Below are 22,708 nucleotides of genomic sequence, written 5' to 3'. Positions count from 1 at the left end.
GATCTACGGAGCTTGCATGAATCAATCAATGTTCATCGTCTGGCGTGAAAGCGTCGAGGCGTTGCTGGTGATCGGTATTCTCCAGGCCTGGGCCAGCCAGCAGGTGCAGGGCCGGCGCCTGGGCCGCTACCTGTGGGCCGGCGTAGGCCTCGGGGTGCTGCTCTCGGGCCTGCTGGCGCTGTTGATCCTGTTTGCCGGGGAGGCCATGAGCGGTGCCGCCAACGAGTGGTTCCAGGCCGCGCTGGCGTTGGTGGCCAGTCTGTTGATGGTGCAAATGGTCGGCTGGATGCACCGCCACGGACGCACGCTCAAGAATGATTTGCGCCGCCACGCCGACAGCCATCTGGCCCGCCAAGGTGGCGTCGGGCTGTTGCTGCTGGCGATGCTCGCGGTCAGCCGCGAAGGCAGCGAAACCGTGGTCTTCCTGTATGGCGCCGGGGCCCGCCTACAAGGTCCGCAGCTCGCTCTGTTCGCCCTCGGCGGGATGGCCGGGCTGGCACTCTCGGGCTTGACCCTGGTGCTGCTCAACAGCAGTCGCCGATTCATTTCCTGGCGGCGTTTCTTCAGCGTCAGTGAAGTCATCCTGCTGCTGCTCGGCTCAGCGTTGCTGGTCAGTGCCAGCGAGCGCATCGGCGGCCAACTGCTCGCCCTGGATCTACCGGCGATGGTCTACAGCGGCGTCGGCGAGGCCCTCTGGGACAGCAGCGCGCTGTTGAGCGACAGCCACGGCCTGGGTAGCTTTCTGGCCGGCTTTGCCGGTTATCGCGCCAGCCCCAGTGCCATGACCTTGCTGGTCTGGATCGGTTACTGGCTGATCATCGCCGGCTGGCTACGGCAACGGACTGTGGAAAGCCGCCCATGTCCGACCTGAGCCGCTGCAATCGATGGCTGCAGCGCCTGGGTGACGCAATGCGCCGGCATGCAGCGGTCATTCGCGCCACGCAATGGGTCATCGTGGGGTTCTACGCGGTGCTGCTGGTCCTGCCAGCCATGTTGCCACTACCGGACAGCCAGGCGCGACTGCTGGATAACCTGACCCTGCTCGCACAGTTTCTGTTCTGGGGCATCTGGTGGCCGTTCGTGCTGCTGTCGATGGTGCTGTTCGGCCGGCTCTGGTGCGGTGTGCTGTGCCCGGAAGGCGCGCTGAGCGAATGGGCCAGTCACTATGGCAAAGGCCTGGGCGTGCCGCGCTGGTTGCGTTGGGGCGGCTGGCCGACCCTGGCGTTCTGCCTGACCACCCTCTACGGCCAGTTGATCAGCGTCTATGACTATGCCCAGGCCGCCCTGCTGATCCTCGGCGGCTCGACGCTCGCGGCGGTCGGCGTCGGCCTGCTGTTTGCCAGGGGCAAGCGCGTCTGGTGCCGTTACCTGTGCCCGGTCAGCGGCGTCTTTGCCCTGCTCGCCCGCCTCGCCCCGGTGCACTTCCAGGTGGATGAACAGCGCTGGAAGGCGAACGCCGGGCCGCGCCTGCCGCTGCCCAACTGCGCGCCTTTGCTGGATATCCGCCGCCTGCGGGGGGCCAGTGACTGTCATGCCTGTGGCCGCTGCAGCGGGCAACGCGATGCCGTGCGACTGATCGCCCGCTCGGGCAACCAGGAGATTCTACAAACCACGGCACAGCGACTCTCACCCTGGGACACCCGCCTGCTGCTGTTCGGCGTCATCGGCCTGGCCATGGGCGCCTTCCAGTGGACCGTCAGCCCGTGGTTCGTCAGCCTCAAGCAGCAGCTCGCCAACTGGCTGGTCGGGCACGACCTGCTCTGGCCGTTACAGGACAATGCCCCCTGGTGGCTGCTGACCCACTACCCGCAGCTCAACGACAGCTTCAGTTGGCTCGATGGCTTCAGCATCATCCTGTACCTGGGCGCGAGTGCCCTGGCGCTGGGAGGCGGCCTGCTGCTCCTGTTGCGGCTGGCGGCCCGGATCGCGCAGATTCCGGCCCTGTATCGGCCACTGAGCCTGAGCCTGACGCCACTGGGCGGCGCCGGCCTGTTTCTCGGATTGTCGGCGACCACCGTCAAGCTGCTGCGTTATGAAGGCCTGCTGCTCGGCTGGGTACAACCGGCCAGGGCCGGGATATTGCTCGGGGCCATCGGCTGGAGTCTGTTGCTGGGCTGGAAGCTACTGGGCCAGCAGGGCCTGGCCCCGGTTCGCCGTGGCGGCGCTGGCGCGTGCCTGTTACTGGCCAACGGGCTGGTGGGCTATGGCTGGTGGTTGCAATTCTGGGGTTGGGCCTGATGGGCCCAGCCCGCGGCGGCAGCGCTGGCCCTTGATCATCGTCCTAGTCGCGCAATACGAACTCGGGAAACAGCTCGTCCAGGGCCTGCCACAGTTCGGGCAACGCCGCCTGTGCCGAAAGGCCCGACAACTGCGGATCGAGCATGCGCGCGGTGCGCACCCGTTGCACGGCGAAACGCCTGACACCCAACGCTTGCAGGCGCCGCGCCAGGATCAGCAGACGGCTCGGTTCGAACAGTTGCCAATGCACCGTGGTCCGGCACTCATAGTCGACGCCACTGGCCAGTAGCAGCTCCAGGCTGCGCCAGTTGGCCACGCCACTGCCGGCCACCCGGGTGATTGCCTGGCAATCCTCGGCCAACGCCTTGACGTCGAAACCGACCCAGTCGGCGCCGGCCAGCGCCTTGGCAAAGGCCGCCGGCTTGATCCCGGCGCTGTGCAGGCCGACCTGGAAACCCAGCGCTCGCACCATCTCCATCGCGCCGCGCAGGGCGTCCTGCAAGGTCGGCTCGCCACCACTGAAAACCACCGCATCCAGCAAGCCCCGACGGCGTTGCAGAAAGGCCAGCACCGCCGCCCACTCCAGCTCTGCACTGCCACGCGGGGCAATCAGTTGCGGATTATGGCAATAACGACAGCGCCAGGCACAGCCCTGGCAAAACAGCACGCACGCCAGCTTGCCCGGATAGTCGAGGGTGGTCAGGGGCACCATGCCCCCGACCCGCAGGGGTCGACTCATTGGCGCCCGGCCGCGGCCGCGCGCTCGGTGAAATGCACACGTTCATGGTGCTCGGACTGTTTGCCCGGATTGAACGCCGAGACCGGGCGGTGATACCCCATCACCCGGGTCCAGACTTCGCAGCGTTGACGTTGGGCCAGGGGCAGTGTTTGCAATGCGGTCATGATGTAGCTCCTTGCGATTGAATAAAGCGAAATCAATGGATCTCGGCGAGCGACTGCTCACGCAGCAGCACCTCGTCGCACTTGGGACAGAACTCATGTTCGCCATCGAGATAGCCATGCACCGGGCAGATGGAGAACGTCGGGGTCACTGTCAGGTATGGCAGGCGAAAGCGCCCGAGCGCCCGGCGCACCAGTTGCTTGCAGGCCTCGGTCGAGGAAATCCGCTCGGCCATGTACAGGTGCAGCACCGTGCCGCCGGTGTATTTGCATTGCAGTTCATCCTGCAACTCCAGGGCCTCGAAGGGATCGTCGGTGTAGCCCACCGGCAGCTGCGAGGAGTTGGTGTAATACGGCGCCTGGCGCGTGCCGGCCTGGAGAATGCCCGGGTAGCGCTTGAGATCCTCCTTGGCGAAACGGTAGGTGGTGCCTTCCGCCGGTGTCGCTTCAAGGTTGTAGAGATGGCCGGTCTGCTCCTGGAAGCGCACCAGGGTCGCGCGGACATGGTCCAGCAGCATCAGGGCAAACGCGCGGCCGCGGGCGGTGTGCATGCCGTCCTGGTCGCCACTGAAGTTGCGCAGCATTTCATGCAGGCCGTTGAGGCCGATGGTGGAAAAGTGATTGCGCAAGGTTCCCAGGTAGCGCTTGGTGTAGGGGTACAAACCGGCGTCCATATGGTGCTGGATCACCTTGCGCTTGACCTCCAGACTCTCCATCGCCAGTTCCATCAGACTGTCCAGGCGCTGCAACAGGCCGCTGGTATCGCCCTCGAACAGATAGCCCAGGCGCGCGCAGTTGAGGGTGACCACCCCCAGCGAACCGGTCTGCTCCGCCGAGCCGAACAATCCGCCACCGCGCTTGAGCAGCTCGCGGACATCCAGCTGCAAGCGGCAACACATCGAACGCACCTGGTTGGGCTGCATGTCCGAATTGAGGAAGTTCTGGAAATACGGCAGCCCATAACGGGCGGTCATTTCAAACAGGCGCTCGGCGTTCTCGCTGTCCCAGGGAAAATCATGGGTGATGTTGTAGGTCGGGATGGGAAAGGTGAACACCCGGCCCTTGGCGTCGCCGGCCTGCATCACTTCGATGTAGGCACGGTTGAGCAAGTCCATTTCAACTTGCAGGTCGCCATAGGCAAAGGGCATTTCCTCGCCACCTATTATCGGGATCTGCTCGCGCAGGTCCTCCGGGCAGACCCAGTCGAAGGTCAGGTTGGTAAAGGGCGTCTGGGTCCCCCAGCGCGACGGTACATTGAGGTTGTAGATAAACTCCTGGAGCGCCTGGCGCACCTGCGGGTAACTCAGGCGGTCCCTGCGCACATAAGGTGCCAGGTAGGTGTCGAACGAGCTGAAGGCCTGGGCGCCGGCCCATTCGTTCTGTAGGGTGCCGAGGAAATTCACCATCTGCCCCAGGGCGCTGCTCAGGTGTTTCGGCGGACCGGCCTCGACGCGCCCGGGCACGCCATTGAGGCCCTCGTGCAACAACGTGCGCAGCGACCAGCCAGCGCAGTAGCCGGCGAGCATGTCGAGGTCGTGTATATGCAGGTCGGCCTCGCGGTGGGCCTGGCCGATGGCTTCGCTGTAGACCTCGTCGAGCCAGTAGTTGGCGGTGACCTTGCCCGACACGTTGAGCACCAGGCCGCCCAGCGAATAGCCCTGGTTGGCGTTGGCTTGCACGCGCCAGTCTTCCCGGTCCAGGTATTCATTCATCGAGGTCGCCACTTCGACCAGGGTCCGGCGGTCGCGACGCAAGCGCCCGTGCTGTTCGCGATAGACGATATAAGCGCGCATGGCGAGGAAAAACCCGGCGTCCATCAATACCCGCTCGACCCGATCCTGGATCTGCTCGACATGCAGCCTCGGCAGCCCTTCCAAACGAGCCAGTACGGCTTGCAGCAAGCCTTCGACGTCAACCGCGCCGTACTCCCCGCTGGCCCTGCCAGCGGCGATCAACGCCTGGCGGATCTTGTCGGCATCGAAGGCAACCCGCGTGCCGTCGCGTTTGTGCAAGCGGTTACATCCCACTGAGATCAGCGTGCTGTGCATTCGGCCTCCAATCACTACATATAGATATATAAATAAGTAAAACCACAACATGCAGTGAATACTACGGACGAAGCGCGGCGTTGCAATTGATCGACATCAAGAATCGCAGGCAAAAAAAAGCCGCCCCCCGGCGGCCAGAAAAACCAGGCTTCAACCACCACTCATATTCATGAACCGGACGATCTGCACTTCTCCTTCAGGGTTGAAATCGTGGCGTAGCGGCTTGCGCCGCAGCGCCTGTTGCACCGCCTTGATCAGCGGTTGGTCGTCCAGCGGATAACGCCGCAGCAAGCCGCGCAGATCAAGCGCGTCGTCCTGCCCCAGACACAGCAGCAGGCGCCCTTCGACAGTCATCCGCACCCGGTTGCAGCTGCCGCAGAAGTTGTGGCTATTGGGTGAAATAAAACCGATACGGGTTTCGGCATGCCGCTCCAGGCGCACGTAACGCGCCGGGCCGCCGCTGTTCTCGGTGCTGTCGAGCAAGCGATGACGACTGGTGATCAACGCCCGCACCTCGTCGCTGGAGCAGAACGACTCGCCCCGGGAACGACCCACATCACCCAAGGGCATTTCCTCGATAAAACTGATGTCGATGCGTTGCTCGATGGCGTACTGCAACAATGCCGGGACTTCATCGAAATTGCGTCCTTTCATCACCACGCAGTTGAGCTTGATCCGTTCAAACCCGGCACCGCGCGCGGCTTCAATGCCATCCAGCACCTGATCGAGATCGCCGTTGCGGGTGATCGCGCGAAACTTCTCGCCGTCCAGGCTATCGAGGCTGATGTTCATCCGCTTGACCCCGGCCTCGGCCAGCGGCCGCGCCAGACGGCCCAGTTGCGAGCCGTTGCTGGTCATCACCAGTTCGCGCAAACCGGGCAAGGCGGCGATCGTGCGGCACAGGCCGAGAATGCCCGGGCGAATCAGCGGCTCGCCACCGGTCAGACGGATCTTGCGCACGCCGAGGCCGACGAACAGCGCCGCCAGGCGCTGCAACTCCTCCAGGGTCAACACCTGCTGACGCGGCAGGAAGGTCATGTTCTTGGCCATGCAATACACACAGCGAAAATCACAACGGTCCGTCACCGACATCCGCAGATAGTCGATCTGGCGCCCAAATCCATCCTGCATCGCAGTGCTCATCGCGTTCTCCCGGTTGGCCAAGTCGTCACTGCACCAGCGGTGAGTCGGCACCCTGCAAGCGAATGCCGCGAATATCCGCCGCACCGATCAGGGTTTGCAGGTACTGCACCAGGGCTTTTTGCCAGACCCCCTGCTGCAACTGCGTGCGAATCGCCGTCGACACCGCCTCATAGGGCAACGGCTGGCCTTCGATCCGTTGATCGACACTGACCACATGCCAGCCGTAGCGGCTTTCCAGGGGTTGACTGGCCAGTCCCGGGGCCAGGGTAAACAGCTGGCGCTCGAACTCCGGTACGGTCTGGCCCTTGCTGATCTGCCCCAGGGAACCGCCCTGGGCCTTCGACGGACAGGCCGAATAGCTCACGGCCAGCTCGGCGAAACTGCCGGGCAGATCCTCCAGGCGCTGCAGCAGGGCTTCGGCTTGATCGCGGGCCAGCACGCGGGCCTCGGCATCGTCCGGGGCACATTCGAGCAGGATATGCCGCACCGCCAGCAACGGGGCGCTGTGGAAGCGACCACGGTTGTTGTCGTAGTAACGCAGACAGGTGACCTCGTCACACTGCGGGACCTGCACCTCGCGTTCGAGCAACAAGCGCGTGGCGGCCTCCTCTTCGTTCTCGCCGGCGCCGACCTGCAGCGCCAGGCCCAGCTCGGCGATGCGCTGCTGCAGCAACTCGCGGATCACCAGCGCCCGGGCGGCCTGGTACAGCGCCTCCTCGCGGCTTTCGGCCGGGTGATATTGCAGCTCCTGGGCCAACGCCTGCGGGGTGATCGACACCGCATTGACGCTGATGATCGGCCACTCCTGCTCACTGCTGGCGATCAACTGCGCCGGAGCGTCATCGGCACCCGTCGGTTCCGGCGCAAGCGCTTCGAACTGCACCGCCCCGGGGGCGACAACATCGACCGGCTCGGGCGCCGAGGCCTGGGTTGAAGATCCGCAGCCACCGCTGCCGCCTTTACCGCCGCCACATCCACATCCACCTGACATGATTCTCTCCTCAGATTTTCTGCCGAACGATTTGATAACGGCGTCCCAGGTACCAGATCGGCGCACTGACGATGTGCACCAGCCGGGTGAAGGGGAACAGCACGAACAGGGTCAAACCGAGAAACACGTGCAGTTTGTAGATCAAGCCGACCGGGGCGATGGACGCCGCCGCTTCCGTCGGGTGCAACAGCACGGTGTTCTGCGCCCAATCGGCGAGCAGCACCATCACCGAGCCGTCCATATGCTCGGTGGACGCGACAATGGTCAGCAGTCCGAGCAGCAGTTGCGCCAGCAGTACCAGCAACACCAGGATGTCCGAGGTGCTGGAAGTGGCGCGAACTCGTGGGTCGCTCAGGCGCCGATTGACCAGCATCAGCAGGCCGACCAGGCACAACAGGCCGAACAGCCCGCCGGAGACCATCGCCAGCAGTTGCTTGTTCTCGGTACTGATCAGATGGTGATAGACCGCCGAGGGCGTCAGCAGGCCGACAAAATGCCCGGCCAGAATGAACAACACCCCGATATGGAAGAAGTTGCTCGCCACGCGCATGCCGCGCTGGTTGAGCATCTGGCTGGAGCCGGCCTTCCAGGTGTACTGCGACAGGTCGAAGCGTGCCCAGCTGCCGATCAGGCAGATCACCACGGCCACATAGGGATAGACCCCGAACAACAACAGGTTCCAGTTAGACATTACCGACCTCCCCGGCCGGCGCGGCGGCCAGCCCTTCATGCTGAAAATCCACCCAGTGCAATGGCACCGCGCTTTCTTCCCGGGCCTTGCCCGGGGCACTTGGCAGCGAACCGCAACGGTCCTGTTGCTCGGCCTGGAGAAAGTCCACCGCCTCCTCCTCCCAGACCTTGTCCAGCGCCTCCAACGAGTCGTCCCGGGGTTCGGCGGCGACTTGCGCGCGCAGCTCGGCCACCGCCTGCAAGGGCTCGGCACCGGCAATCTGCAGCAAGGCCCGGAAGCAACTGGCATAGGCGCTCTCACGCTCATCCAGACGCGCCGCGAGCAAGGCCAGCAAGTGCGCGACATCGGCCAGGCCCTCGCGGGCCTCCAGGTCTTCGCGCGTGGAGAGGAACTCCAGATACAACGGGATATAGTCGGGCAGTTCCTTGACGCCGATGGCAAAACCGGCGGTTTCGTATTGCGCCATCATGTCGACCATCGCCTGGCCACGGTCGCGGGACTCACCGTGGACATGCTCGAACAGCAGCAGCGACAGCGAGCGCCCGCGGCCGAACAGCGCACCGTAGTGCTCCTGCCCGTCCATCAGGTCATTGGCGCAGATCAGTTCGAGCAATTCGAACAACGCACCGCGCTGCGTCGGGCTGATTTCCCGGGCCTGGATAATCGCCTGTTCCAGTTCGTCGCGGCCGGCCACCAGGGTCTCGGTGGGGTAATCGAGCAGCAGCGAAATCACCTTGAGAATGCGCATGCTCATTCCTCCCACAACTGCACGGTTTTCAGGATGTCGCGGCGGTTGGCCTTCTTCGCGCCGAACATATTGGTGTCGGAGCTGCCGCTACAGCCGCTGCCGAAACTGAAACCGCAGCCGGAACGTTCGGCAAAGGCGTCGCTCATGGCGTCTTCACGGTGTGCGCTGGGCACGACAAAGCGGTCCTCGTAGTTGGCGATCGCCAGGTAGCGATACATCTCCTCGACCTGGGCCACGCTCAAACCGACATCCGCCAGCACTTGCAGGTCCTGGACCCCGTCGACCTGCTCGGAACGCTTGTAGGCACGCATCGCCAGCAAGCGTTTCAGGGCGCGCTTGACCGGTTTCTCATCGCCCGCCGTCAGCAAGTTGGCCAGGTAGCGCAGCGGAATGCGCAGGCTGTCGACATCCGGGATGACTCCGTTCATGCCCACGGTGCCAGCGGTCGCGGCGTTCTGGATCGGCGACAGCGGCGGCACGTACCAGACCATCGGCAAGGTGCGGTATTCCGGGTGCAACGGCAGCGCGAGCTTCCAGTCCACAGCCATCTTGTAGACCGGCGAACGTTGCGCCGAGTCGATCACCGACTGCGGCACGCCATCGGCCAGGGCCTGGCGAATCACCGCCGGATCGTTCGGATCGAGGAAGATCTCCAGCTGCTTCTCGTACAGGTCCTGCTCATTGGCGGTGCTCGCCACCTCGGCGATACGGTCGGCGTCATACAGCAGCACACCGAGATAACGAATGCGCCCGACACAGGTTTCGGCACAGACCGTCGGCATCCCAGCCTCGATACGCGGGTAGCAGAAGATGCACTTTTCGGACTTGCCGCTTTTCCAGTTGAAATAGATCTTCTTGTACGGGCAGCCGCTGATGCACATGCGCCAGCCACGGCATTTCTCCTGGTCGATCAGGACAATCCCGTCTTCCTCGCGCTTGTAGATCGCCCCGCTCGGGCAGGACGCCGCACAAGTCGGGTTGAGACAGTGCTCGCACAGGCGCGGCAAATACATCATGAAGGTGTTTTCGTACTCACCGTAGATGTCCGCCTGGATCTGGTCGAAGTTCTTGTCCTTGCGCCGCTTGGCAAACTCGGTACCGAGGATCTCCTCCCAGTTCGGGCCCCATTCGATTTTCTCCATGCGCTTGCCCGACACCAGCGAGCGCGGCCGCGCGGTGGGCTGGTGCTCGCCCAGCGGCGCGGTGTGCAGATGCTGGTAATCGAAATCGAAGGGTTCGTAGTAGTCGTCGAGGCTGGGCAGGTCCGGGTTGGCGAATATATTGGCCAACACGCGGAATTTGCCGCCGATCCGAGGGTTGATCGAGCCGTCGGCATTGCGAATCCAGCCGCCCTTCCACTTGTCCTGGTTTTCCCATTCCTTGGGGTAGCCGATCCCGGGTTTCGATTCGACGTTGTTGAACCAGGCGTACTCCATGCCTTCGCGGCTGGTCCAGACGTTCTTGCAGGTGATCGAGCAGGTGTGGCAACCAATGCATTTGTCCAGGTTCAGGACCATGCCGATTTGTGAGCGAATCTTCATCTCAGTTCTCCTCAATCCAGCTCGGTCGGCAGGGGACGCGGCAGGTCATCGCCGGACGAAACGTCGAGCCAGTCGACTTTGGCCATCTTGCGCACCACGACGAATTCGTCGCGGTTGCAACCGACCGTGCCGTAATAGTTGAAACCGTAGGCCTGCTGGGCATAGCCGCCGATCATATGGGTCGGCTTGAGCACCACCCGGGTGACCGAGTTGTGATGGCCGCCACGGGTCTTGGTGGTTTCCGAACCCGGCACGTTCACGATCCGTTCCTGGGCGTGGTACATCATCACCATGCCTTCCTTGACCCGCTGGCTGACCACCGCCCGGGCGGTCAGCGCACCGTTGACGTTGAAGCATTCGATCCAGTCGTTGTCCTCGATGCCAGCGCGTTTCGCGTCGATCTCCGAGAGCCAGACAATCGGCCCGCCACGGCTGAGGGTCAGCATCAGCAGGTTGTCGCTGTAGGTACTGTGGATGCCCCATTTCTGGTGCGGGGTGATCCAGTTCAGGACGATTTCGGTTTCGCCGTTGCTGCGCTTGCCTTTCACCCCTTCGATGGTCCGGGTGTTGACCGGCGGCCGGTAGCTCATCAGTTGCTCGCCGAAGGCCTGCATCCACGGGTGATCCTGGTAGAACTGCTGGCGGCCGGTGATGGTCCGCCACGGGATCCCTTCATGGACGTTGGTGTAGCCGGCGTTGTAGCTGACATGATCGTCCTCGAGCCCGGACCAGGTCGGGCTGGAAATGATCTTGCGCGGCTGCGCCTGGATATCGCGGAAACGAATCGCCTCGTGGGCCTTGGACAGGGCCAGATGGCTGTGGTCGATGCCGGTGAACTCGGACAGCGCGGCCCAGGCCTTCACCGCCACATGGCCGTTGGTTTCCGGGGCCAGGGAGAGGATCACTTCGGCGGCGTCGATGGCCGTGTCGATTTTCGGCCGGCCTTGGCTGATGCCCGCCGCGCCTTCGCGGTAGTTCAGCTCGCCGAGGAATTTCACTTCCTCCTCGGTGTTCCAGTTGATGCCCTTGCCGCCGTTGCCGTGCTTCTCCAGCAGCGGCCCGAGGGAGCTGAACTGCTTGTAGATATTCGGGTAGTCGCGCTCGACCACTTGCAGGTTCGGCGCGTTCTTGCCCGGCTGCGGGGCCACCCCGGCGGTTTTCCAGTCGGTGCCGCCAAACGGCTGGGCCAGTTCGCCGACGCTGTCATGCAGCAACGGCACGGTGACCAGATCCTGCTCGACGCCCAGGTGCCCGACCGCCATGGCCGAGAACGACTTGGCAATGCCCTTGTAGATCTCCCAGTCCGAACGCGACTCCCAGGCCGGATCGATGGCGGCCGACAGCGGGTGGATGAACGGGTGCATGTCCGAGGTGTTCATATCGTCCTTCTCGTACCAGGTCGCGGTCGGCAACACGATGTCCGAGTAGACGCAGGTCGAAGACATGCGAAAGTCCAGGGTCGTCACCAGGTCGAGCTTGCCGATGGCGCCTTCGTCGACCCATTCGGCCTCTTCCGGCTTGCAGTCGCCGACCTGGCCGATGTCTTCGTTCATCACCCCGTTCTTGGTCCCGAGCAGGTACTTGAGCATGTACTCGTGGCCCTTGCCCGAGGAGCCCAGCAGGTTGGAACGCCAGATGAACATGTTGCGCGGGAAGTTCACCGGGCTGTCCGGCTGCTCGCAGGCAAAGCGCAGGGAACCGTCCTGCAGCGCCTTGACCACGTAGTCCTTGGGCGCCAGGCCGGCGGCCGCGGCATCGCGGCAGATATGCAGCGGGTTGGTGTTCAGCTGCGGGGCGCTGGGCAACCAGCCGGCGCGCTCGGCGCGGATGTTGTAGTCCAGGGCATGCTCGGGGAACTGGCTCTTGTCGGCCAGCGGCGAGAGCACGTCGTGCATGCTCATTTTCTCGTGGCGCCACTGCGAACTGTGGGCGTAGAAGAAGCTGGTGCCGTTCATCTGCCGTGGCGGACGGCTCCAGTCCAGGCCGAAGGCCAGCGGCAGCCAGCCGCATTGCGGGCGTAGCTTTTCCTGACCGACATAGTGCGCCCAGCCACCACCGGTCTGGCCGACGCAACCGCAGAGCATGAGCATATTGATCAGCCCGCGGTAGTTCATGTCCATGTGGTACCAGTGGTTCATCGCCGCGCCGACGATGATCATCGAGCGGCCACGGGTCTTGTCGGCGTTGTCGGCGAACTCTCGGGCGATCTGGATCGCCTTCTCGCGGCTGACGCCAGTGATCTGCTCCTGCCAAGCCGGGGTGCCGGGTACCGAAGCATCATCGTAATCCCTGGCGACGTTCGCTCCACCCAAACCGCGATCGATCGCCAGGTTGGCCGCCGACAGGTCGAACACCGTGGCGACCTTGACCTGGCTGCCATCCGCCAGGGTCAGGCTGTGCACCGGCACGCGGCGATATTGCACGGCCGCGCCGGCCACATGCTGGAAGTGTTCCTGGGACTCGCCGGCAAAATACGGGAACGCCACTTCGGCGACGCCAGCGCCGATCAGGCTCAGCTTCAGATCGATCTCGCGCCCTTCCCCGCCTTCACGGGCAAGGATGTTCCATTTGCCCTTCTCGCCCCAGCGATAGCCGATGGAGCCCTGGGGGGAAACCAGTTCGCCGCTGGCATCCAGCGCGATGGTTTTCCATTCCGGGTTGTTCTCCTGGCCGAGGTTGTCGGTCAGGTCCGAGGCGCGCAGGAAGCGGTCCGGTTGATAACCGGCACCCGGGGCAACCCCGAGCATCGGCTTGAGCAGCACCAGCACCGGCAGGTCGGTGAAACGCTTGGCGTACTCGGTGAAATAGGCGCTCGGCTTGTCCAGGTGGAACTCTTTGAAGATCACATGGTTGAACGCCTGGGCCAGCGCCGCATCGGTGCCCTGCTTGGGGTTGAGCCAGAGATCGGTGAGCTTGGCCACTTCCGAATAGTCGGGAGTGATGGCCACGGTCTTGGTGCCCTTGTAGCGAACCTCGGTGAAGAAGTGCGCGTCGGGGGTACGGGTCTGCGGGACGTTGGAACCCCAGGCGATGATGTAGTTGGAGTTGTACCAGTCGGCCGACTCCGGCACGTCGGTCTGCTCGCCCCAGACCATCGGCGAGGCCGGTGGCAGGTCGCAGTACCAGTCATAGAAACTCAGGCAGACCCCGCCGATCAGCGACAGGTAGCGGGCCCCGGCGGCATAGCTGACCATCGACATGGCCGGAATCGGCGAGAAGCCCACCACCCGGTCGGGACCGTACTGCTTGATGGTATAGACATTGGCCGCGGCAATGATCTCGTTGACTTCTTCCCAGTTGGAACGAATGAAGCCGCCCATGCCACGCTTGCTTTTATAGGAGTCGGCCTTGACCTTGTCCTCGACAATGCTGGCCCAGGCTTCGACCGGCGCCAGGGTCTGCCGTGCATCGCGCCAGAGCTTGAGCAGCGGCTTGCGGATTTTCGGGTACTTGAGGCGGTTGGCGCTGTAGATGTACCAGCTGTAGCTGGCCCCCCGCGGACAACCGCGCGGCTCATGGTTGGGCAGGTCGTTGCGGGTGCGCGGGTAGTCGGTCTGCTGGGTTTCCCAGGTGATCAGGCCGTTCTTCACATAGATCTTCCACGAGCACGAGCCGGTGCAGTTGACCCCGTGGGTCGAGCGCACGATCTTGTCGTACTGCCAGCGCGAACGGTAGACATTCTCCCAGTCGCGGGACTCCTTGCGGGTCTCCCCGTGACCGTCGGCGAACTCGCTTTGCTTGCGGTTGAAGAACCGCAGTTGATCCAGTAAATGACTCACGGTGTACACCTCTCAGGCTTCGCGGGGTTCTGTGCCCCGCCCACGCAATGGTTGGATTCGGCTCGACTCAGCAGGGTGTCGCGGCGCCTTTGCGCGCGTACCACCACCAGGTCACCACGATGCAGCTCAGGTAAAAGCCGACGAACATGTAGAAGGCCATCTCCGGGCCGCCGGTCTGGGCCATCGAAGTGCCGAAGGATTTCGGAATGAAGAACGCCCCGAAGGCGCCGATCGCCGAACTGAAACCCAGCACCGCGGCCGACTCCTTGCCGGCATTTTTCAGCGCCTGCTCGCGAGCCTCGGGCGCCTGTCCGGCGGAGAATTTTTCATGCAGGGTGCGGAAGATCACCGGGATCATCCGGAAGGTCGAACCGTTGCCGATCCCGGTGGTGATGAACAGCAGCATGAACAGGCCGAGGAAACCGTAGAAGTTACCGCCCACGCCGTTGTGGGGAAGAAAGTGCAGCACACCGAAGACCATCACGATCATCGCCACGAAGTTCCACAAGGTCACCTTCGCGCCGCCGAGCTTGTCCGCCAGCCAGCCACCCAACGGCCGGACCAGGGCACCGACCAAGGGGCCGAGGAAGGCGAACTTCAAGGCGATGACATCCGGGAAGGAGGTCTTGATCAACAGCGGGAACGCCGCGGAAAAGCCGATGAACGAACCGAAGGTGGCCAGGTACAACCAGCACATCAGCCAGTTGTGCTTGCGTTTGAAAATCACCGCCTGCTCGCTGAACGAAGCTTTGGCGCTGGACAAGTCATTCATGCCGAACCAGGCCGCCAGCGTCACCGCGAGAATGAACGGCACCCAGATGAACCCGGCGTTCTGCAGCCACAACTGGCCGCCGTCCGGCAGGGCTTGCGGCGAGCCGCCCATGACGCCGAACGCGCCGAAGGTAATCACCAGCGGCACACAGAACTGCATCACCGATACGCCCAGGTTACCCAGGCCGGCATTCAGCCCCAGGGCCGTGCCCTGCTGCGACTTGGGGTAGAAGAAGCTGATGTTGGACATGCTTGAGGCGAAGTTGCCGCCACCAAAACCGCAGAGCAAGGCAATCAACACGAACACGTTGTAGGAGGTGCCCGGGTCCTGTACGGCGAAGCCCATCCAGATCGACGGTAGCAGCAGCGACGCGGTGCTCAGGGCGGTCCAACGACGGCCGCCGAAGATCGGCACCATAAAGGAGTAGAAGACTCGCAAGGTGGCCCCGGACAAGCCCGGCAATGCCGCCAGCCAGAACAGTTGATCGGTGGTAAAACTGAAGCCGATGGCGTTCAAGCGCACGATCACCGTGCTCCAGACCATCCACACGGCAAAGGCCAGCAACAGCGCGGGGATGGAAATCCACAGGTTGCGCGTCGCCGTCTGTTTGCCGCTACGCCCCCAGAACGCGGGATCTTCCGGGCGCCAGTCATGAATGACCGGGCCGCTGTCAGGCTTTTGTAGAACAGACATATTCGTCTCCTTGGACAAGGCTGGAAAACGGGGCAGTGGCGAGCGCTGGCTGTTTGCCCAGCAGCGGGCGCCGACGAACTTCGCTGAAGTACATCCAGGTCAGGGAGACCCAGACCACGCCGTACATCAGCATGAAGCAGGAGGAACGCACGCCGGTCAGGTCCACCAGCGCACCGAACAGGATCGGCAGGACGAAGCCGCCCAAGCCACCGGCCAGGCCGACGATGCCGGACACCGCGCCCATGTTTTTCGGGTAGTCGTTGGCGATGTATTTGAAAACCGAGGCCTTGCCGAAGGCGAAGGCGATACCCATGACAAACAGCAGGCCGGTGAACAGCGTCGGGCTCAGACCGATGTGCAGGTCCAGCGGGCCATTGATGGTTTGCACTTGCAGCTGGGTCTGCGGATAGGACAGCAGGAACAGGCAGATCCAACTGACCCAGAGCACCCACCAGGTCACGCTCTGGGCGCCCCAGCGATCCGACAGCCAGCCACCGACGGCACGCAGCACGCCGCCCGGCAGGGAAAAACAGGCGGCCAGCAGCGCCGCGCTTTGCAGGCTGAAACCGTATTCCTGCACGTAGTATTTGGTCATCCACAAGGCCAGCGCGACATAGCCGCCGAAGACGATCGAGTAGTACTGGCAGTAGCGCCAGACCGCCGGATCCTTCAGTGAAGCAAGCTGTTCGCGCAGCGCGGTGCCCGAAGCACTGCGGTGGTCCTTGTTCTCGGCGCTGAGAAACCAGAACAGCAGCGCGGTGATAAAGAGGATCGCGCTGAAGACTTTCGGCACCAGGTGCCAGCTGCCCGCGGCGATCAGCGCCGGGGCAAGAAACTTGGTCAGCGCGGAGCCGGCATTGCCGGCGCCGAAGATGCCCATGGCGAAACCCTGGTTGTCCTGGTCGAACCACTTGGCCACATAGGCGATACCGACGGAAAACGAACCACCGGCCAGGCCGACGAACAGCCCCAGGACCAGGAACTGCCAATAGGTCGTGGCGTAGGTGATCAGGTACAGCGGCAGCACGCAGGACAGCATCAGCAGGAACAACACGCTGCGCCCGCCAAACCGGTCGGTCAGTAGCCCCAGCGGCAAGCGGACCAGCGAGCCGGTCAGGACCGGGGTGGCGACCAGCAGGCCGAACTGGGTTTCGTTGAGCTGGAGCAGTTCCTTGATCGGCACGCCGAGCACGGCAAACATCATCCAGACCATGAAACACACGGTGAAGGCCAGCGTGCTCATGCCCAGCACCAGGCCTTGTCGTACACGCGGTTGGGTCATGTCGCTCTCCAGATCAGTTAGCCATGGCCGCAGACTAGAGAGGCATACCCCGTAAAAACTTGATCCTTATCAACGAAGCCCAAGGGGTTCCAGGCCTATGCTGGCGCCATCTACCTCCAAAGAGGTAGACCGAAAAACCCTCTGAACCCTTTGTTTATCAGGCTCTTGCCTCCGCTGCGCGAAGCGTTTGCGGGTATCGGACGATCGACAACTCTTTAGAGGTAGAGCGCCAGGGACCGGCAGCAACATCATTGCCCGTCGCCCCCTGGAGTTCGATATGCCCGGTTTTCCCATCGTTGCCCCAGGGCGACAGTCATGATCCGCTGGTTGCGCAGCTCCCTGCCCGCCCGCGCCGGGCTCGCGGTGATCCTGATCGCCATACTCGCCCTGGCCAGCTCATTGAGCGCCGGGCTGATCGCCTGGTTCAGCCAGGGCGATGCGGCCGCCATCAACACCGCCGGTTCGGTGCGCATGGAGACCTATCACCTGAGCTGGAAACTGGCCGCGGGGAGCCCCCGCGCAGAAATCAGCGACATCACCGACAGCCTGCAACAGCGCCTCACCGGCCAGTCACTCAAGGCGGTGCTGGAAGATGGCGCGAGTCTTGACCTGCAAGCCAGCTACCAGCAGATCCAGCAAAACTGGAAGGAGAATCTGCGCCCGGCGCTGGAGCGTGGCGATGTCGACTCGTTTCAGGCCGGCGCTCCGCCCTTCGTCGAACAACTGAACCAGTTCGTCAGCCTGCTGCAGCGCCAAAGCGAGTACAAGCAAACCTGGCAACAGATGATCCAGGGCGCGGCCCTGTTCACCACCATGATCGTCCTGTTGCTCGGGCTCTACGAACTGCAGTACGGGGTGATCACCCCGCTCAAGGAACTGGTGGAGGCGACCCAGCGTTTTCGCCGTGGCGACTTCCAGGTGCGGGTCAACCATCAATCCCAGGACGAGCTGGGGCAATTGGCTACGAGCTTCAACGCCATGGCCGAGACCATCGAGCAGTCCCACCGCACCCTGGAGACTCAGGTCCGGCAAAAGACCCTGAACCTGCAACAGGCCAATGCCGCCCTGGAACTGCTCTATCAGAGCAGTCGCAGCCTGGCCACGCGGCTGGCCAATGCCGAAGGGCTGGATGAACTGATCCGCCGCTTCCAACAGCGTCTGCCCGGCTTGCGCCTGTCACTGTGCCTGCAAGGGCGGATGCAGGCCCCGGCCCAGCAACTGCTGGTGCTGCATGGTGCCAACAGTCGCGATGTCTGCGCCGGCAGCCATTGCGCCAGCTGCCAGAAACACCACCAGAGCAACCCGCAAAGCTTCAGCATCAGTAACCAGGGCAGTGAGTTGGGCGAGCTCAAGGCGCACTTTGTCGACGAGCACCCACCGCAAGCCTGGGAAACCGAGCTGATCCAGGCCCTGGCCAACCTGATCGGCACCTCGCTCTCGCTCAAGCGCCAACGGGAACAGGACCACCGCCTGCTGCTGCTCGAAGAACGCACCATCATCGCCCGCGAGCTGCATGACTCCCTGGCCCAGGCGCTGTCCTACATGAAGCTGCAAGTCAGCCGCATGCAGACCCTGATGCGCCGTGGCGAACCGGTGGCGACCCTGGAAAGCGTCACCGCCGAACTGCGCGAGGGCCTGAACAATGCCTACCGTCAGCTGCGCGAACTGCTGACCACCTTTCGCTTGCAGATTCACGACGCCGGGCTGGTCCAGGAACTCCAGGACACCGCCGAGGAGTTCTCCAGCCGGGGCGATTTCCAGGTCCACCTGCACGTCGACAGCCTGGCCTTCGAACTGTCCGCCAGCGAGCAGATCCACATTCTGCAGATCACCCGCGAGGCACTTTCCAACTGCCTGCGCCACGCCCATGCGCAGAATGCCTGGCTGCAACTGCGCCAGGACGGCGAAAGCGTGCGCCTGTCGATCGAGGACGATGGCCGTGGCTTCAGCGGCAGCGTCGACCAACGCGAACATCACGGCCTGAACATCATGAAGGAACGCGCCCGCAGCCTGCATGGACAGCTCCAGATATTTTCCCGGGTGCCCCAGGGCACGCTTGTCCAGATGGAGTTCCGACCGGAGTTTCTCGGACAGCCAACAGAAGGTAGCCTTACATGAAACTGTCCCCGCAATACCGGATCCTGCTGGTCGACGACCATCCGATGATGCGTCACGGCATTCGCCAGATCCTCGAACTGGAAGATGACTTGTGCGTGGTTGGCGAAGCCAATCATGGCGAGGAAGCTCTGACACTGATCGAGCCGCTGCAACCCGACCTGGTGCTACTGGACAACAACATGCCGCGGATGAACGGTATTGAAACCCTGCGCAGCCTGCGCGCCATGAACTACCGGGGAAAAATCCTGCTGTTCACCGTGTCCGACGCCGAAGACGATATTCGTGACGCACTGCGCCTGGACGCTGACGGTTATCTGCTCAAGGACATGGAGCCGGAGTTGCTGATCCAGTACATCCGCGACGCCTTGAACGGTGCCCTGGTGGTCAGTCCCGGCCTGACCCGGGTCATGGCCCAGGCACTGCGCTCGCCACCGCGCCAGGTCGAAGTCGAGCTGACCGAGCGCGAGCGTCAGGTGCTCAAAACCATTGCCGGTGGCTTGAGCAACAAGGTCATCGGCCACAAGCTGGGCATTACCGAAGGCACGGTCAAGGTTCACGTCAAGAACCTGCTGCACAAACTCGGCCTGCGCTCGCGGGTCGAGGCGGCAGTGTGGGCCATGGAGCATCTGCGCAGCACCGGCTGAGCCCTTCTGGGGAGTCGACGCTGGCGAAGTTGATTGCAATCAAGGCACGACGCCCACAGCCTTGCACACTGGCGGGGTCCATCAGCGGAGAGCGTTCATGCCCCTTTCACCCTTGCCTCTGGTTTACTCCTGTTCAGGCTGCTCCAACGTCGCCCAACTGGCCAACACCCTGGCCCTGCGCCTGGATCGCGCGGGCCTCGCGGAAATGTCCTGCATCGTCGGAGTGGGTGGACATGTCGCCGCGCTGGTCAACAAGGCCCGTTCGGGACGGCGGATCCTGGCGCTGGACGGCTGTCCGCTGCAATGCGTGGAAAGCTGTCTGCAACAGCATGGCCTGCGGGCCGATATGCACCTGATCCTCAGCCAGCACGGCGTGCGCAAACGCTATGGCGAAGATTGCAGCCCGGCGCAGGCCGAGGAGCTGTTTGCCGAGATCGGGCAATTGCTTGAGCATGACCGGCGGCCAGCCCCACTGCCGTTCGGCTAAGAAAATGGGATCTTGAAAACACCACGCCGCCTTGTAGGAGCTGGCTTGCCAGCGATGAGGCCCTCGCGCCTTGCGCCGCCCATACGGACGCCATCGCGGGCAAGCCAGCTCCTACAAGGTTATGTGGCGTTAATGCCCCTTGCGTTAACTGAACGACATCAGCCCCCCGCCACAACTTCGAAGCTTGCCTCAACCCGCCGCCAGGCCCTTCCCGGCACGCTCCAGGTTGCGCCATAGCCAGGCCGGCAAGACCTCGGGGTCGAGGCTGTCGATCAGGTTCTTCAACGTCAAACCCAGTTCAGTATCGCCCTCGATGACCAGCCGCCGGCGAAAGAACAGCGTGTCCGGGTCTTCCTGGCGACTGGCCAGGAGCAGGAACTCGCGCCAGTTGCCGCTGATGGTCACGTCGGCCCTGGCCCGCGCGGCGATCTGCAAGCCCTCGCGGCCCCGGGTCAGGTACCAGGTCAGCCCCAGGTCGGGGACCCGCAGGCACAACCAGCGCCCACGCAACAGGTCGAACTGGCCATCGCCCAACGGCTCGGCGAAACAGCGGTTGAGCCCCTGTTGCAGGGCCAGCCGTTGCAGTCCGAACGGCACCCGACGAACCAACGGCAGCAAGCGATCAGCGCTGCGCAACAGCCACTTTTTCCGATTCAACACAGGCCCACCTCCTCGACCCGCAACATCCCGGCCTGGCCATGCCAATAGCCATTGCAGCCTTCGACGAACAGCGGTGGTGTCGCACCCAGGCGGACCCGCTGATAGGCCGCGATCACCTCGGCCATACCCTGGGCCCGGGGGCTCAGGCGCAGCAGATCGGCGCCGCAAGCGAGCAGTCCGGGATAATCGGCCAACAGATTGGTCACCTCGGCCGACATCGTCTGGATACCGTTGAGGGTGAACAGCGGCTGGCCTTCCTGACTGCTCAACGCCAGGCCATCGGGGTAGTCGATACAGCAGAACTGGCAGTCGTCCTTGGGCCGGTTCTGCGCGCGGGCGGTGAAACAACGCGCCGAATAGGCCAGGGGCAAATGTCCATAGGCAAAGACTTCGACTTCCGGCACCGCCCGACCCAGTTCGCGCACCTGGTCGAGCACCGCGCGGATCAGCGCCGCCGAGCACTCCACCGGCGGCACCCAGCGGATCATCCCGCAATCGAGCAACTGGCCGAGGGCATGGCCGTTGTACAGGTTCAGCGCCGGCCCTGCGACAAAGGGCAACTTGCGTTCGGCGAGAAACTGCACCGCGCCCATATCGTTGGCCTCCACCAGCAACTCGCCGTTGTCACACAGGCGCCGCAGGCTGGAGAGTTCCGACGCGGCCTCGATCAGGGTCAGACTTGAGAGCACCAGTTGCGCCTGGGTACAGGCCTGCAACTCACGCCCCAGGCCGAGCCATTGATCGAGGGACAAGGCCCGGCGTTTCGAACACACGGTTTCCCCGAGGTAGATCACATCCAGGGGCAAGGCCGACATTTCAGAGTAAAACTGCCCCAATTGGGTTTTGTCCCAGTAAAACAGCACGGGTCCCAGGCTGAGCTTCATTTCCAGTCCCTCATTGCCAGGCTCGATGATAGGCACCCAGGGTGGTCTGGCTGCCTTCGGACAAACCGGCCAGCGCCTGGCGCCACTGGTCCTTGACCGCAAAACTGTGGGGCTGGGCGCGATAGGCATCCAGCGCGGCGCGCCAGACCCGGGTGACCTGCTCGACATACGCCGGGCTGCGCTGGCGGCCTTCGATCTTCACCGCGGCGACCCCGATCGCCTTGAGTTCCGGCAGCAGGTCCAGGGTGTCGAGGCTGGTGGGTTCTTCCAGGGCATGGAAGCGCTTGCCCTCGACCAGGAAGCGGCCTTTGCACAAGGTCGGATAGCCAGCCGGTTCATCGGGGCTATAGCGGTCGATCAGGACTTCGCTCAGGCGTGCGCTCAAACCCTCGGCGTCTTCGCTCCAGCGCACCGCCTTGGCTGGTGAACAGACGCCGCACAGATTCGGCGACTCGCCGGTGATGTAGGAAGACAGGTGGCAGCGCCCTTCGGCCATGATGCACAAACTGCCGAAACCGAAGACCTCGATCGGCACCGAACTGCTCGCCGCAACCTGGCGCACCTGGGCCAACGACAGCACCCTGGGCAACACCGCGCGGCGAATGTTGTAGCGCTCGGCGTAGAACGCCAGCGCGCCGGCATGGGTCGCCGAGCCCTGTACCGACAAGTGCAGGGGCAGTTGCGGATGACGCTGGCTGGCATAACTCAAGACCCCTGGATCAGCGGCGATCAGCGCGTCGACGCCCAAGTCGGCGGCCCGATCCACCGCCCGCTGCCAGCGCTCCCAGCCCGCGGGCTGCGGGTAGGTGTTGACCGCGACATAAAGTTTGCGTTGGTGCTGGCGAATATGCGCGACCGCTGCGTCGAATTGTTTGTCGTCCATGTTCAAGCCGGCGAAGTGCCGGGCGTTGGTGTCATCGCGAAAGCCTACATAGACGGCATCGGCGCCTTGGCGCACCGCCGCTTTCAGCGCAGGCAGGTTCCCTGCCGGGCAGACCAGTTGCATGGGTAATCCTCATGAAAGAACTTGTCTCGCCCCCTGTGCACTGCGTGTCGCCAGCAGGCCCGGGGCGATCGACAATGCGCTGC

General features: G+C 63.4%; 19 protein-coding genes. 5 read left to right on the top strand and 14 right to left on the bottom strand.

Annotation, left to right across the window (positions count from 1 at the left end; genetic code table 11):
* Nucleotides 1-16: 16 nt before the first annotated feature.
* Together AC07T0_RS20000 and AC07T0_RS19995 are read left to right on the top strand one after the other, a co-directional pair.
* A complete protein-coding gene (locus tag AC07T0_RS20000; protein WP_495002846.1) occupies nt 17-871 on the top strand; it encodes an FTR1 family iron permease in 855 nt (284 codons plus the stop codon).
* On the top strand, nt 859-2,238 hold the full coding sequence (locus AC07T0_RS19995; protein ID WP_495002845.1) for a 4Fe-4S binding protein: 1,380 nt from the start codon (nt 859-861) through the stop codon (nt 2,236-2,238). The genes AC07T0_RS20000 and AC07T0_RS19995 overlap by 13 nt, the downstream gene beginning before the upstream one ends.
* Before the next feature lie 43 nt (nt 2,239-2,281).
* On the opposite strand, the gene AC07T0_RS19990 is transcribed toward AC07T0_RS19995, so the two are convergent.
* From AC07T0_RS19990 to AC07T0_RS19940, 11 genes are all read right to left on the bottom strand, one after another.
* Entirely contained in the window at nt 2,282-2,977 is a 696-nt protein-coding gene (locus AC07T0_RS19990) for an anaerobic ribonucleoside-triphosphate reductase activating protein (RefSeq protein WP_495002844.1), read from the bottom strand.
* Complete coding sequence (nrdD, locus tag AC07T0_RS19985; RefSeq protein ID WP_263860530.1) at nt 2,974-3,141, bottom strand: anaerobic ribonucleoside-triphosphate reductase; 168 nt, start codon at nt 3,139-3,141, stop codon at nt 2,974-2,976. The genes AC07T0_RS19990 and nrdD overlap by 4 nt, the downstream gene beginning before the upstream one ends.
* A gap of 32 nt (nt 3,142-3,173) precedes the next feature.
* Nucleotides 3,174-5,186, bottom strand: coding sequence for a ribonucleoside triphosphate reductase (locus tag AC07T0_RS19980; protein WP_495002843.1), 2,013 nt, complete (start codon nt 5,184-5,186; stop codon nt 3,174-3,176).
* A gap of 150 nt (nt 5,187-5,336) precedes the next feature.
* Entirely contained in the window at nt 5,337-6,329 is a 993-nt protein-coding gene (gene moaA / locus AC07T0_RS19975) for a GTP 3',8-cyclase MoaA (RefSeq protein WP_495002842.1), read from the bottom strand.
* Between the two features lie 25 nt (nt 6,330-6,354).
* Nucleotides 6,355-7,320: a peptidylprolyl isomerase gene (locus AC07T0_RS19970; protein WP_495002841.1), complete on the bottom strand. Its 966-nt coding sequence runs from the start codon at nt 7,318-7,320 to the stop codon at nt 6,355-6,357.
* A 10-nt stretch (nt 7,321-7,330) separates the two neighbouring features.
* Complete coding sequence (narI, locus tag AC07T0_RS19965) at nt 7,331-8,011, bottom strand: respiratory nitrate reductase subunit gamma (protein WP_495002840.1); 681 nt, start codon at nt 8,009-8,011, stop codon at nt 7,331-7,333.
* Nucleotides 8,004-8,759, bottom strand: a complete 756-nt coding sequence (narJ, locus tag AC07T0_RS19960) for a nitrate reductase molybdenum cofactor assembly chaperone (RefSeq protein WP_495002839.1) — start codon at nt 8,757-8,759, stop codon at nt 8,004-8,006. Before narJ ends, narI begins: the two co-directional genes overlap by 8 nt.
* Before the next feature lie 2 nt (nt 8,760-8,761).
* On the bottom strand, nt 8,762-10,300 hold the full coding sequence (gene narH, locus AC07T0_RS19955; protein WP_248797736.1) for a nitrate reductase subunit beta: 1,539 nt from the start codon (nt 10,298-10,300) through the stop codon (nt 8,762-8,764).
* Between the two features lie 11 nt (nt 10,301-10,311).
* A complete protein-coding gene (locus tag AC07T0_RS19950; protein ID WP_495002838.1) occupies nt 10,312-14,079 on the bottom strand; it encodes a nitrate reductase subunit alpha in 3,768 nt (1,255 codons plus the stop codon).
* A 67-nt stretch (nt 14,080-14,146) separates the two neighbouring features.
* Nucleotides 14,147-15,544 carry a NarK family nitrate/nitrite MFS transporter gene (locus AC07T0_RS19945; RefSeq protein ID WP_495002837.1) on the bottom strand — a complete coding sequence of 466 codons (1,398 nt, stop codon included), beginning with the start codon at nt 15,542-15,544 and terminating at the stop codon, nt 14,147-14,149.
* The gene (locus AC07T0_RS19940) at nt 15,522-16,826 is read right to left on the bottom strand and encodes an MFS transporter (protein WP_495002836.1); all 1,305 of its coding nucleotides are present in this window, start codon (nt 16,824-16,826) and stop codon (nt 15,522-15,524) included. Before AC07T0_RS19940 ends, AC07T0_RS19945 begins: the two co-directional genes overlap by 23 nt.
* 315 nt (nt 16,827-17,141) lie before the next feature.
* On the opposite strand from AC07T0_RS19940, the gene AC07T0_RS19935 reads away from it, so the two are divergent.
* The 3 genes from AC07T0_RS19935 to AC07T0_RS19925 all read left to right on the top strand — a co-directional run bounded on the left by AC07T0_RS19935 (nt 17,142) and on the right by AC07T0_RS19925 (nt 20,075).
* Complete coding sequence (locus AC07T0_RS19935) at nt 17,142-18,944, top strand: HAMP domain-containing protein (protein WP_495002835.1); 1,803 nt, start codon at nt 17,142-17,144, stop codon at nt 18,942-18,944.
* Entirely contained in the window at nt 18,941-19,588 is a 648-nt protein-coding gene (narL, locus tag AC07T0_RS19930; protein WP_495002834.1) for a two-component system response regulator NarL, read from the top strand. The genes AC07T0_RS19935 and narL overlap by 4 nt, the downstream gene beginning before the upstream one ends.
* 97 nt (nt 19,589-19,685) lie before the next feature.
* Nucleotides 19,686-20,075 carry a putative zinc-binding protein gene (locus AC07T0_RS19925; protein WP_495002833.1) on the top strand — a complete coding sequence of 130 codons (390 nt, stop codon included), beginning with the start codon at nt 19,686-19,688 and terminating at the stop codon, nt 20,073-20,075.
* 189 nt (nt 20,076-20,264) lie between these two features.
* Here AC07T0_RS19925 and ubiT read toward each other — a convergent pair whose 3' ends face one another.
* Genes ubiT through ubiU form a run of 3 tightly spaced genes read right to left on the bottom strand, consistent with a single transcriptional unit; the run spans nt 20,265 to nt 22,625 of the window.
* Nucleotides 20,265-20,735: a ubiquinone anaerobic biosynthesis accessory factor UbiT gene (gene ubiT / locus AC07T0_RS19920; RefSeq protein WP_495002832.1), complete on the bottom strand. Its 471-nt coding sequence runs from the start codon at nt 20,733-20,735 to the stop codon at nt 20,265-20,267.
* A complete protein-coding gene (locus AC07T0_RS19915; protein ID WP_495002831.1) occupies nt 20,729-21,619 on the bottom strand; it encodes a U32 family peptidase in 891 nt (296 codons plus the stop codon). The genes ubiT and AC07T0_RS19915 overlap by 7 nt, the downstream gene beginning before the upstream one ends.
* A 10-nt stretch (nt 21,620-21,629) precedes the next feature.
* Nucleotides 21,630-22,625, bottom strand: coding sequence for a ubiquinone anaerobic biosynthesis protein UbiU (gene ubiU / locus AC07T0_RS19910; RefSeq protein WP_495002830.1), 996 nt, complete (start codon nt 22,623-22,625; stop codon nt 21,630-21,632).
* Between the last annotated feature and the right edge of the window lie 83 nt (nt 22,626-22,708).

The organism is Pseudomonas sp. GW821-FHT04D07, from assembly GCF_059420225.1.
Note: the sequence above shows the minus strand (reverse complement) of the source record. Positions and strands in the feature narration are given on the sequence as shown.